Source organism: Sphingomonas sp. MM-1 (genome assembly GCF_000347675.2).
Classification (GTDB): Bacteria; Pseudomonadota; Alphaproteobacteria; order Sphingomonadales; family Sphingomonadaceae; genus Sphingomonas_E; species Sphingomonas_E fennica.
This window is the reverse complement of record NC_020561.1, coordinates 608,495-620,938: the sequence shown is the minus strand read 5'-3', so window position 1 is coordinate 620,938 and position 12,444 is coordinate 608,495. Positions and strand designations below refer to the sequence as shown.

Annotated in this window: 11 protein-coding genes; 7 read left to right on the top strand and 4 right to left on the bottom strand. The window is 68.6% G+C overall.

Translation table 11 applies throughout. The features are described from left to right. Positions 1–169: 169 nt before the first annotated feature. Together G432_RS02915 and G432_RS02910 are read left to right on the top strand one after the other, a co-directional pair. Positions 170–1,369 (top strand): RsmB/NOP family class I SAM-dependent RNA methyltransferase, encoded by a 1,200-nt coding sequence (locus G432_RS02915; protein WP_015457322.1) that lies wholly within the window; start codon positions 170–172, stop codon positions 1,367–1,369. Between the two features lie 32 nt (positions 1,370–1,401). Next, positions 1,402–1,926: a hypothetical protein gene (locus tag G432_RS02910; protein ID WP_015457321.1), complete on the top strand. Its 525-nt coding sequence runs from the start codon at positions 1,402–1,404 to the stop codon at positions 1,924–1,926. 79 nt (positions 1,927–2,005) lie between these two features. Here G432_RS02910 and rsmA read toward each other — a convergent pair whose 3' ends face one another. The 4 genes from rsmA to G432_RS02890 form a co-directional block, all read right to left on the bottom strand. Next, positions 2,006–2,836, bottom strand: coding sequence for a 16S rRNA (adenine(1518)-N(6)/adenine(1519)-N(6))-dimethyltransferase RsmA (gene rsmA / locus G432_RS02905; RefSeq protein ID WP_015457320.1), 831 nt, complete (start codon positions 2,834–2,836; stop codon positions 2,006–2,008). Positions 2,837–2,853: 17 nt separating this feature from the next. Beyond that, complete coding sequence (pdxA, locus tag G432_RS02900; protein ID WP_015457319.1) at positions 2,854–3,867, bottom strand: 4-hydroxythreonine-4-phosphate dehydrogenase PdxA; 1,014 nt, start codon at positions 3,865–3,867, stop codon at positions 2,854–2,856. Further along, entirely contained in the window at positions 3,851–5,230 is a 1,380-nt protein-coding gene (locus G432_RS24000; RefSeq protein WP_015457318.1) for a peptidylprolyl isomerase, read from the bottom strand. The genes pdxA and G432_RS24000 overlap by 17 nt, the downstream gene beginning before the upstream one ends. Before the next feature lie 79 nt (positions 5,231–5,309). Next, complete coding sequence (locus tag G432_RS02890) at positions 5,310–7,508, bottom strand: LPS-assembly protein LptD (RefSeq protein WP_051128788.1); 2,199 nt, start codon at positions 7,506–7,508, stop codon at positions 5,310–5,312. 248 nt (positions 7,509–7,756) lie between these two features. Here G432_RS02890 and G432_RS02885 point away from each other — a divergent pair, with 248 nt between their 5' ends. The 5 genes from G432_RS02885 to G432_RS02865 all read left to right on the top strand — a co-directional run bounded on the left by G432_RS02885 (position 7,757) and on the right by G432_RS02865 (position 12,395). After that, a complete protein-coding gene (locus G432_RS02885) occupies positions 7,757–9,250 on the top strand; it encodes a leucyl aminopeptidase (RefSeq protein ID WP_015457316.1) in 1,494 nt (497 codons plus the stop codon). Between the two features lie 23 nt (positions 9,251–9,273). Then, entirely contained in the window at positions 9,274–9,714 is a 441-nt protein-coding gene (locus tag G432_RS02880; protein ID WP_015457315.1) for a DNA polymerase III subunit chi, read from the top strand. A 93-nt stretch (positions 9,715–9,807) separates the two neighbouring features. Beyond that, complete coding sequence (gene ndk / locus G432_RS02875; RefSeq protein ID WP_015457314.1) at positions 9,808–10,230, top strand: nucleoside-diphosphate kinase; 423 nt, start codon at positions 9,808–9,810, stop codon at positions 10,228–10,230. A gap of 231 nt (positions 10,231–10,461) precedes the next feature. Continuing rightward, the gene (locus G432_RS02870) at positions 10,462–10,737 is read left to right on the top strand and encodes an STAS domain-containing protein (protein WP_015457313.1); all 276 of its coding nucleotides are present in this window, start codon (positions 10,462–10,464) and stop codon (positions 10,735–10,737) included. Beyond that, positions 10,734–12,395 carry a chemotaxis protein CheA gene (locus G432_RS02865; RefSeq protein ID WP_015457312.1) on the top strand — a complete coding sequence of 554 codons (1,662 nt, stop codon included), beginning with the start codon at positions 10,734–10,736 and terminating at the stop codon, positions 12,393–12,395. The genes G432_RS02870 and G432_RS02865 overlap by 4 nt, the downstream gene beginning before the upstream one ends. Positions 12,396–12,444: the final 49 nt, after the last annotated feature.

Genomic DNA, 12,444 nt, shown 5'->3' with positions numbered 1-12,444 from the left:
CGCTCAATGCCTTATGAAGATATCGGGCAGGCGGTTGGCGGCGCCGGCCACGAGACCGTGGCTATGGGGCGTTTGCGACATGCCGGTGACAATGGTTAATGAAAATTAAGACAGTTCAGTGAATTAAGGGCGGATTGTCGCAGAATGACACAATGAAGGGCCACAACCGATGACGCCTGCCGGCCGCGCGCAGGCGGCGATCGACCTGCTCGACGAGATCATCGCCGCCGCCGCGCGGGGCGGGGCGGCGGCTGACACGCTGATCGCACGCTATTTCAAGGCGCGCCGCTATGCCGGGTCGAAGGACAGGCGGGCGGTGCGCGACCTCGTCTATCGCGCGATCCGCCGCGCGGGCGAGGTGCCGGCAAGCGGCCGCGCGGCGCTGATCGGCCTCGCCGTCGACGATCCTGCGCTCGCCGCCGCCTTCGACGGATCGGCCGTGGGCCCCGCCCCGATCGCGGCCGGGGAAGCGGCGGCGCCCGCCGGCATCGCGCCTGCCTGGCTGATGGAGCGGCTCGGCCGCTCGCTGGACGAGGCCCAGCTTTCGGCGCTGCTCGATCGCGCGCCGCTCGATATCCGCGTCAATGCGCTCAAGGCGAGCCGGGCGGAGGTTCAGGCGCTGATCCCGGGCGCCGAGCCCACGCCCCATGCGGCGATGGGTCTGCGCCTGCCGGAAGGCACGCAGGTGGAGGCGCTGCCCGCCTTCGCCCAGGGCCTGTTCGAGGTGCAGGACGAAGGCAGCCAGATCGTCACCGCCGCAGCCGATGCCCGGCCGGGGATGACGGTGGTGGATCTCTGCGCCGGCGCCGGGGGAAAGACGCTGGCGCTCGCCGCCGCCATGGAGAATCGGGGCCGGCTGATCGCCTGCGATGCCGATCGCGCGCGCCTGTCCCGCCTCGCCCCGCGTGCCGAACGGGCCGGCATCGGTCCGGTTGAGACTCGGCTGCTGGACGGCGGGCGGGAGGCGGATGCGCTGGCGGACCTGCGCGATGCCGTGGACGTCGTGCTGGTGGATGCGCCCTGTTCCGGCACCGGCACCTGGCGCCGCAACCCGGAGGCGCGCTGGCGGCTGACGCCTGAACGGCTCGATCGGCTGGTGGCGTTGCAGGCACGGCTGATCCGGGTGGCCGCCGCGCTTGTCCGGCCGGGCGGATATCTGGTCTATATCGTTTGTTCTCTGGTGGATGAGGAAGGGGCCGAGCAAGTGGCGGCGTTCCTGGCGGATCATGCCGGATGGTCGGCGGCGGAACCGCTGCCCGTTCAGACAGGGCTCATCGCCGGCAGCCCATATGGGGCCGGATTGCGGCTGACACCGGCGACAGACGGGACGGACGGCTTTTTCGTCGCTAGACTGCACCGGCCATGGTAGAAGCCCGCCAAGAGACCCTCACGGAGTTGTTCATGCGTTTGTCTCCGATCGCCCTTGTCATCTCCCTGGCCTTCGCCACGGTTTCCAGCGTCGGCTACGGCCAGAAGCCGGACGATCAGATCAATCCCCGCTCGCTGGCGCTGATGCAGCAGGGCGAAGCCGCGCGCCGCGCGGGCAATCTTGTCGCCGCCAACGATTATCTCGAAACCGCGCTCGCGGTCGATCCGCGCAACCGCGCCGCCTTCGTGGCGCTGGGCCGTGTCGCTCAGGCGCAGGAACTGCCGGGCAAGGCGATCCGCTTCTATCGCGAGGCGCTGGCGCTGGAACCCAATGATCTCGCCGCGCTGACCGCGCAGGGCGAGGCGCTGGTGCAGAAGGGCGCGGTCGATCGCGCCAAGGCCAACCTCGCGCGCATCCGCACGCTGTGCAAGGCGGAATGCGGCCAAGCGACCGAGCTTGCTGCCGCCATCGCCAAGGGCCCGCCGCCCGCCGTCGTCACCGCCCAGGCGGGAACCACGGTCGCGCCCAAGAGCCAGGAACCGGCGGCCAAGCAGTAAGAAGCAGGGGAGGGGGCGTTCGGCCCCCTTCTTCTTTTGAGCCTCCCCTCTTTCGGGACGGAGCCTCCGCGAACTGGCGTTACCGCCCCATGATGCGGGCGATCGCCACGAATTCGTCGACCGACAGGGTTTCCGCCCGCCGCTGCGGATCGATCCCGATCCGGTCCAGCGCGTCCAGCGCGCCGGGAACGCCCTTCAGGCTCTGGCGCAGCATCTTGCGGCGCTGGCCGAAGGCGGCGGCCGTGATCCGTTCGAGATCGGCGAGCTTCACGCCCTCCGGCTGGGCGGCCGGCACGATATGGACGACGGCGGACATCACCTTGGGCGGCGGCACGAAGGCGGATCGATGGACGGTGAAGGCCAGCCGCGCGGTCGCGCGCCACTGCGCCAGCACCGCCAGCCGTCCGTAAGCGGAGGTGCCGGGCGCCGCGACGATGCGTTCCGCGACTTCCTTCTGGAACATCAGGGTCAGCGATCGCCACCAGGGCGGCCACGCCTCGCTGCCCAGCCAGTTCACCAGCAGGGCGGTGCCGACATTATAGGGCAGGTTGGCGACGATATGGGCGCCCCGGCCGGCCTCTACCTCGGCATCCACCTCCAGCGCGTCGCCGGAAATCACCCGCAGCCGGCCGCCCGATGCCTCGTCCAGTTCCGCAAGCGCCGGCAGGCAGCGGCGATCGCGCTCCACCGCAACCACATTCGCCCCGGCGCCCAGCAGCGCACGGGTAAGGCCGCCGGGGCCGGGGCCGACCTCGAACACGGTCTCACCCTCCAGCGATCCCGGCACGCGGGCGATGCGATCGAGCAGCTGGCCGTCGAACAGGAAGTTCTGGCCCAGCGCCTTGGATGCGGAAAGCCCGTGGCGCGCGATCACGTCGCGCAGCGGCGGCAGCGCCTTCAGGCCGTCCATCCTCGCGTCGTCCACCGTCACGCCATGCAGCGGAAGCCGGCGGCCTCGCCGGCCATGCGGATCGCGGAGATCATCGCGCCGGGATTGGCCTTGTCGCGGCCGGCAATCTCGAAGGCGGTGCCGTGATCGGGTGCGGTGCGCACGATCGGCAGGCCCAGCGTCATGTTGACGCCTTCGTCGAAATGCAGCGTCTTCAGGGGGATCAGCGCCTGATCGTGATAGAGGCAGATCGCCGCGTCATATTGCGCGCGGGCGCGCGCATGGAACATCGTGTCGGCCGCCAGCGGCCCCATCACGTCCACGCCTTCGCTGCGCAATATCTCGATCGCGGGGATGATGAAGTCGATCTCCTCGCGGCCCAGCGCGCCGCCCTCGCCGGCATGGGGGTTGAAGCCGGCGATCACCAGGCGGGGCTTCTCGATGCCGAAATTGCGGATCAGCCCCCGCTCGGTGGCCCTGGCCTTGGCCACGATCAGGTCGATGCTCAGCAATGCCTGCACTTCGGCCAACGGCACATGCGTCGTCACCGGCACGGTGCGCAGGCTGGGGCCGGCGAGCATCATAACCGCATTGGCGCCGGAAATGCCGCAGCGTTCGGCCACGAACTCGGTCTGGCCGGGATGGACGAAGCCGATCGAATAAAGCTGGGCCTTGGAAACGGGCCCCGTCACCAGCGCGCCGGCCGCGCCCGATCGGGTGAGGCCGACGGCCAGCTCCAGCGAATCGAGCGAGCAGCGCGCGCCGGCCATATTGGGTTCGCCGGGAATGATCTCGCCGGCATCCTCCATCTGGATGAGCGGCAGCGCGTGCGCGAAGGTGCGCAGCGCCTCGTCGGGCGATCCGATGCGCTGGAGGGGGCCATCCCATACCGCGACGATCGAGCGGGCGTCGCCCACCGCGAAGAAGGGCGGCACGCAGGCGTCGTGGCGCGCCTCCCAGGCCTTGGCGACGATTTCGGGGCCGATCCCGGCGGGATCGCCAAGCGCGACCGCCAGAGGCGGGATCGGGGGCGAATCAGCGATAATCGACAACCGCGTCTCGCCTGAGGTCGCGCAGATAGCGGCGGGCGCGGCGGTTGACGCGCTCTTCCTCCATCTGGGCAAGGATCTGGTCGAAGGACGGGCCGGAACCGACCTGGCTTTCGTCGCGGCCGCACAGCACCAGCACGCGCACGCCATCGCCCAGCGATCCGAAGGGCGCGGTGGCCTGGCCGATCTGCAGGTCGATCATCATCTTCTGCAGCGGGGCCGGCAGATCGCGGATGCGGACCTGATCGTTGTCGATCACTTCCGCGCCGATATCCTTGGCCACCTTCTCCACCGTGCCGCAGCCGGTGATATGCTTCATCGCCGTGGCGAACTGCTCCACCTTGGGCGTCGCTTCGGCCTGCGTCATCCCCTTGGGGAAGCTGATCGATACCTGCTTGAGCGCCAGCTGCGCATCGGCGGGATCGGCCATCAGCACCTGGCGCTTGTCCACCAGCGCGATGATCGAATAGCCGCCGGGAACGGGCACGGGATCGCTGATCTGGCCGCGCTCCAGTGAGGCCGCGGCGGCCGCCAGCGAATCCGGCAGCTGTTCGCCGCGCACCCAGCCAAGGTCGCCGCCCACGGCCGCCGTCGATGCTTCGGAGAATTGCCGCGCATAAGCGACGAAGGATGCGCCCTGGCGGATCTGGTCCACGATCCGATGGGCGTTCTGCACCACCTCGTCATTGCTGTCGGGCGTGGCGGACAGGAAGATTTCGGCGATATGCAGCTCTGTCGCGCCCTTGGAGGCGTTGAGCCGCTGGATCACCGCGTTCACTTCTTCCTCGCCGACATTGACGAAGGGCTCGACGCGGCGGCCCAGCAGGCGGCGCCAGGCAAGCTCGCCCTCGATCTGGCGGCGGAGCGACGCGGCGGAGGCGCCCTGTTCGCGCAGATAGGCGGCGAACTGATCGGGCGTGCGCTTGAAGTTGCCGGCCACGCGGGCGAAGGTCTGGTCGATCTCGGCCGACGTGATCGTGATCTCGTTGGCCTTGGCCTCCTGGATCTGCAGCGTCTCGTCGATCAGGTTGCGCAGCACCTGCAGCTTCAGCCGCTCGCGCTCATCGTCGCTCACCTTGCCGCCATTGGCCGCCACCACAAGCGCCAGCCGCTGATCCACGTCCGTGTCGGTGATGATCGTGCCGTTGACGATCGCGGTCGCCTTGCGGACCGATGGATCGGACGGGCCGAAGATGGTCAGGTCCTTCGGCAGGTTGAGCGCGGAAGCCGGGGCCGCGGCATCATCTTCCACCGTTTGCGCCGGCAGCGCCGACATCGACAGGCCTGCAAGAACCGCGGCGGCAACGCCCAATCCGGGCCGGAAACGCAGCAACGCCTTGCGATTGTTCCTGAACTGCGCCTTCACTCTCACCCCATCGAATACTGGTATCGGAAAACAGGTCGCTTCAAGCGCATATTTTGCGCAGCGGCGGCTGAATGCAGGCTTAGCGGCCCAAATTCTTCAGCGCTACCCGCAACAGGAAGGTATTGCCGCGGCGGGCATCGCCGGTGGCGTCATAGTCGCGCCGCCACGTCACGCCAAGCTCAATGCACTCGTCGTCGTAAAGGAAGCCCAGCCGGTGGCGGACGGGCTCGAACCCGTCGGCCTGCGACAGGGGGTCCTCCTGCCGGCCGGTGAGGTCGATCACCGTCGATCCGAAGACGGACCAGTAACGCGCCAGCTGCAGCCGCGCGCCCAGCCGCACCTCCTCGCGGTCGCGCAGATCCTCGATCGAGGGATCGATGTCGCGGTTGAGGCGCAGATATGCGGCCGTCACATAGGTGCGGCTGCTGCCCAGCGTCAGGTCCATCTCGTTGCGGCGGATGGCGAGATTGTCCTTGTCCAGCCGATAACGGTGCGTGAACTCAACAAAATTGCCGTATTTCAATGTGGTGCGGCCGACGATGTCGGAATGGCGATCCGAAAGGCCGGTGCCTTCGGGCAGGATCGACGGGCGGCTGTTCAGCCGATAGCTCTGCCCCACCACGCTGCGCAGCGAGAAGCGCGGCAGGTCCACCGCCCATTCCACGCCATAGGTGACGCGGCTGCCATCCTCCCACCGGTCGTAGCCGGGGAAGCGGTTGAGCGCGAACAGGTTCGAATCCTCGAGGTCGACGGCGCGGGCATCCTCGTTGGGGATGTCCAGATTCTTGGTGCGCGGCGTCGCCACCATCTGCACGCGCGGCGTGATCTGCTGCGTCCCGCCCAGGAACTCGCCCACGAACGGCCAGCGCATGTCGGCGGCGAGCGCGCCGATCGCGCGGCCTTCCCAGCCGGCCTTGCCGCGATAGCTGGGCGTCAGAGTCGATAGGACATCGTCTGTATGGTAGATGTCGGCGCGGCTATAGGCGGTCAGCGTCAATTCCTGGCCCAGCCCGGTATATTGGCGCAGGTCCCAACGCGCGCCGGCGAAGGCGCGCTGCGTATCCTGGCCCGCCGTGCGCAATATGGCGAGGCTGTTGGCCTGTATCTGCACCTTGCCGCCCAGCAGCGGATCGTCCAGCCGCAGGCGATAGTCGATCGCCGGCAGCGCGATCGGCTGGTTGCCGCCCTTGTCCTCGGCGCGCAGGCTCTGCACCGCCCAGCCCGCGATCGACAGATAGCTGTCGGCGTCGATCCGCTCGAGGTTGAAGGTCGAACGCAGCCGATCGTCGCGCGATATGTCGTAGCGGCGCAGAAAGGTCTTGTCGGTGGTGACGCGGGTGGAGGCGCTCAGGCTCCATTGCGGATCGAACTGGAAGCGACCGTTCGCCTCGAAATAGCCGCGTATGTCGCGGCTGCTGTCCGCCGTCGGATCGTCGACGATGCTGGGCGACTGCCGCCGGCTATATGTCAGGAACCCGCCGACGCTATAGGCGCCGAGGGAGGTCAGCTCGCGATATTGCGCCTCGATCCCCGGCAGCACGCTGGAATAGATGTGCGGCGTCAGCGTCACGTCCCGGTTGGGGGCGAGCTGGATGTAATAGGGCGTCGCGATCTCGAAGCCGTTGGTGCGGCTGTAGTTGACGTTCGGCATCAGCAGGCCCGAGCCGCCACCCTCGCTGCCGTCGGGGTGGGAGAGGCCCGGCAGCCAGATCAAGGGCTGGCCGAACAGGGTGAGCTTCGCATCGTCGTAGGATATGCGCCGCTTGACCGGATCGTGGACGACGCGGACGGCGGTGATCTTCCAGCTCGGATTCTTGGGGCATCCATCCGGGTTGGTGACGTGGCAGGGCGTGTAGGCGGCGTGATCCAGCGTCGATACGCCGTTAACCCGCGTGCCCTTGTCCGCCGCCAGCCGGCCGCCATCGTCCAGCACCAGCAGCAGATTTTCGATCACGCCGTCCTTCAGCGTGTCGGTCAGCCGCACATTGTCGCCATAAGCGGTGTCGCCGGCGGGATTGACGACGGCGACATTGCCCTCGGCCGTCACCTCGCCCGTCTTGCGGTTCCACGACACCTTCTCCGCGCGCAGCCGGCTGCCGGCGCGCAGCATGCGCACGTCGCCGGTGGCGGTGACGATATCGGCGTCATCGTCATATTCGATCTGGGCGGCGCTGAACGTCACCTCCTGATCGTTCGCGGGAAGCGGCGTGCCGCCGGCGGGCGGCGGGCCTTGTTCGCGATCCTGCAAATCCTGCGCGAGCAGCGGCTGGGCCCACATCAGGGCCAGCGGCAGGGCTGTCAGGCATATCGGCTTGAACTGGATCACGATCCCCCACGCGAAAGCCGGAACGAACGGCTGAGCGCCCGCCTATCGCACCCTCCATCGCCCGCTGCAACACGCCCTTTGCGTGCCCCGTCGCAGCCCGGCATTCGGCGGGCGAAAATCGGCGATCGCCGTCGCCATCTTCAATCTGCGGCGATCAGCCTCTAGATGGGGCAAGACTCAACAGAAGGATGCATGTTCCGATGCAGGTGCGTTTTGCCGCCGTCCGCCCCGAGGGCGATCATGTGCTCGCCCTCATTGTGGCCGGCGGGGCCGATCCCGCGGCGCGCGCCGGGCTGGAGGGCGCGGCCCTCGCGCTTGCCCGCCGCGCGGCGGAAGGCGCGCGCTTCGAAGGGGATGCCGGCGGCCTGGCCGAGGCGGTCCTGCCGGAAGGCGACGGCGTCCGCCGCGTGATCCTGGCCGGCGCCGGCAAGGGCGGCGATGCCGATCCGTCGGGCTTCGAAAAGGCGGGCAGCGCGCTCGTCGCCCGCCTGCTCACCTCGGGCGAAACCCGCCTCGTGATCGATTTTTCGCCGCTCGGCGATGCGGAGGCCGGCAAGGCGGCCGCGCAGGTGGCCTTCGGCGCGTTGCTGCGCGGCTGGCGCCACGACGTCTATCGCACCAAGCTTCCGGCCAAATCGCGCCCGAGCCTGGAGGAAATCGTGATCGTCGGCGCGGGCGAGGGCTTCGCCGCGCAGGCGGAGGCCGCCTGGGCGCCGCTGAAGGCGCTGGCTGACGGCATCGCCTTCACCCGCGAGCTGGTGAGCGAGCCCGCCAACATCATCTACCCCGAAAGCTTCGTCGCCCGCTGCCAGCCGCTCAAGGACCTCGGCGTGGAGATCGAGGTGCTCGATGCCGATCAGATGGCGAAGCTGGGCATGGGCGCGCTGCTGGGCGTGGCGCAGGGCTCCGTCCGTCAGCCGCGCCTGCTGGTGATGAAGTGGGACGGCACCGGCGGCACCCGTGAACCGGTGGCCTTCGTCGGCAAGGGCGTGACCTTCGACACCGGCGGCATTTCGATCAAGCCGGCCGGCGGCATGGAGGATATGAAGTGGGACATGGGCGGCGCCGGCGCCGTCGCCGGCGTGATGAAGGCGCTGGCCGGGCGCAAGGCCAAGGCCCATGTCATCGGCGTCTGCGGGCTGGTTGAAAACATGCCGGACGGCAATGCCCAGCGCCCCGGCGATGTCGTCACCAGCATGTCCGGCCAGACGATCGAGGTCATCAACACGGATGCCGAGGGGCGTCTGGTGCTCTGCGACGCGATCACCTGGGTGCAGAAGACGCACAAGGTGAAGACGGTGATCGATCTCGCCACGCTCACCGGCGCGATGATCATCGCGCTGGGCCATGAGCATGGCGGCCTGTTTAGCAACAGCGACGAGCTTGCCGACCAGCTTCTCGCCGCCGGCCGCGCGACGGCCGAGAAGCTGTGGCGCTTCCCGCTGTCGGACGCCTATGACAAGCTGATCGAAAGCCCGATCGCGGACATGAAGAATGTCGGCCCGCGCGATGCTGGCTCCATCTCGGCCGCGCAATTCCTCCAGCGTTATGTGGAGGATGGCGTGCGCTGGGCGCATCTCGACATCGCCGGCATGGTCTGGGCCGCGAAGCCCGGCACTTTGTGGGACAAGGGCGCCACCGGCTATGGTGTGCGCCTGCTCGACCGGCTCGTCGCCGACCGCTTCGAAGGCTGACCGGATAGCGGGGGGGAGGCTGCGTGCAGGTTGATTTCTACCACCTGGCCTCCAGCCCGATCGAACGGGTGCTGCCGCGCATCGCCGAACGCCTGCTGGTGGATGGCGCGCGGCTGCTGGTGGTCTGCGCCGACGATGGGCAGGCCGCCCGGCTGGACCAGCAGCTCTGGACCTATGCGGCAGACAGCTTCCTCCCCCACGGCCGCGCCGGTGATGGGGGGGAGGCGCTGCAACCCGTGCTGATCGCCGCCACGGCCGATGCCGCCAATGGCGCGCGCAACATCGCGCTGGCGGACGGCATCTGGCGCGACGAGGCGCTCGCCTTCGACCGCGCCTTCCATCTTTTCGACGACGGCTCGATCGATGCCGCGCGCGCCGCCTGGAAGGCGCTGGCCGGGCGCGAGGATGTCGTCCGCAATTTCTGGAAGCAGGACGAAAGCGGGCGCTGGGCGAAGGCCGCCTGATCGTTCGCGGCGGCCCCGGCTTGCTTAACGGCGCCTCAAAGACTAGAGAGCCGCCACTTTCCACACCCCAAATATCATGGAGCACGCTCGGCCATGGCGACCGAACGCACCTTTTCGATCATCAAGCCCGACGCCACCCGTCGCAACCTGACCGGCGCGATCACCGCCAAGCTGGAGGAAGCCGGCCTGCGCGTCGTCGCTTCGCGCCGCATCCAGATGACGAAGGAACAGGCCGAAGGCTTCTACGGCGTCCACAAGGAACGCCCCTTCTTCAACGATCTCGTCAGCTTCATGATCTCCGGCCCCGTGGTCGTGCAGGTTCTGGAAGGCGAGAACGCCGTCGCCCGCAACCGCGAAGTGATGGGCGCCACCAACCCGGCCAATGCCGAACCGGGCACCATCCGCAAGGAATTCGCGGAATCGATCGAGGCCAATTCGGTCCACGGTTCCGACAGCCTGGAAAATGCCGCGATAGAAATCGCCTTCTTCTTCAAGCCGGAAGAAATCGTCGGCTGAACCGGATGGGCCGGGTGATGGCGCCCGGCCCGGCCTTGCCGCCTTCCCGCGGGGGCGCAGCAAAGGCGATCCGAACGAAAAACGGCCGGCCCGGCACGCGTCGGGCCGGCCGTTTTCGCATTCCGCGAAGTCCGCCGGAAAGGATCGCCTTTTCGATCGGTTAACCCTCCCTTGCTAGCTTTCCCGCCGCCGGCCGTGACGGGGCCGGTGCGATAGGCGCCTTGGAGGGGCATGAGGCATATCGAACTTCCGCCGGTGATGGACGGGCAGGCCGTGGCGCGGCTGGCGCCGTTGCTGCGCGCGGCGATGGATGCGGGCGAAGCCGTCACGCTGCACGGCGGCGGGGTCGTCCAGATCGGCCAGGCCGGCCTCCAGATGCTGCTCGCCGCCGCCCGCTCGGTAGAAGCCCGTCTCGAGGCCCCGTCCGAATCGCTGGCCGGCATGGCGGCGCTCGCCGGCCTGCAATCCCTGCCGCCCTTCGTTCCGGCCCAGGGCGTGGCGGCATGACGAACGAAGAGATACAGGGCCTCTTCTTCCAGGAATGCGACGAAGGGCTGGCCGCTGCCGAAGCGGCGCTGATGGCCTGCCGGACGGGCGGCCACGACGGTGAAACCATCAATCAGATCTTCCGCGCCGTCCATTCGATCAAGGGCGGGGCGGGGGCTTTCGGGTTTTCCGCGCTCCAATCCTTCACCCATCATTTCGAAACCGTGCTCGATCTGGTGCGCGGCGGCGATCTTGCTCTGTCGGATGATGTGCTCACGCTCATGTTCCGCGCCTTCGACAGGCTGGCGGATCATGTCGCCGCCACCCGCGCGCGGCTGGCCCCGCCGGACGACGGCGAAATCCTGGCGCTACTCCGCGCCGCTGGATCGCCCGCGCCGTCGCAGCCCGTGCTGGCGGTTTCCGCGGCGCCCTGCGGAGCGGCCGACGTCACCGGCCTCAGCTTCGATCTCGATGCCCTGCTCGGCGATCTGGAGCGGGATTCGCCGACCAATACGCCTTCGCAACCATGGCTGGTCCGCTTCCGCCCCGGTCCCGGCGCGCTGCGCCATGGCCATGAACCGCTGCTTCTGCTGCGCGAACTGGCGGCGCTCGGCGGGGAGCTTCTGTCGGTCGATCATGCGGATATCCCGGCGCTCGGCGCACTCGATCCGCGCGGTGCCTATCTGGGCTGGACCTTCCGGCTGCCCGCCGACGTGCCGCGCGCCGCGATCGCGGAGATATTCGAGTTCGTCGCGGGCGAATGCGATCTCGCGATCGAGCGGGCGGACGCTGCGGCCCTTCCGGCTCCTGCGCCGGCCGCCCACGTCGTTTCCCTGCCGCCCGTGCGTCCGAAAGCCGCCGCTTCGTTCGCCGCGCCGCAGACGATCCGGGTCGATCTCGACAAGCTCGACCGCCTCGTCGATCTGATCGGGGCGCTCGGCCTGGCCCAGACGCGGCTGGGGCTGCGGCTTGGGGGCGAGGGACTGGCCGGCATCGCCGAAATGGCCGATCTCGATCGGCTGGCCCGCGATCTCCAGCACAGCGCGCAGGCGATCCGCACCCAGCCGGTCGAGGCGGTGTTCAGCCGCGTCCACCGCATCGTCCGCGAGCTGGAGGCGCAGACCGGCAAGCGCATCAGGCTGGAGGTGGAAGGCGAAGATATCGAGCTTGATCGCACCGTCATCGAACGGATCGGCGAGCCGCTGACCCATCTGATCCGCAACTCCGTCGATCATGGTATCGAGCTGCCGGCCGATCGCGTCGCCGTGGGCAAGCCGGCCGAAGGCGTCGTCCGCCTCGCCGCCGTGCACGGCGAGGGCGAGGTGCTCATCACCGTCGAGGATGACGGGCGCGGCATCGATCGCGATCATGTCCGCGCGCTCGCCGTCGATCGCGGCCTCGTGCCCGCCGACGCGCGGCTGAGCGAGGAGGAGGTGGACGAGCTGATCTTCGTCCCCGGCTTCTCCACCGCGCGGGCGCTGTCCAGCATTTCCGGGCGTGGCGTCGGCATGGATGTCGTCCGCCAGAATGTGCGGGCGCTGGGCGGCCGGGTCGTCATCCGATCCCGGCCGGGGCAGGGCACCGCCTTCACCCTCGCGCTGCCGTTGCCGCCCGCCGTAGCGCCGCCATTTCAAGGCTTGATGGCGCCGCCGCCGATCCTGCACAGGGCGCACGGGTGATCGCGGATATGGAAAGGCGGGGCAGGGTGGCGTTGTTGGTGGATAGCAT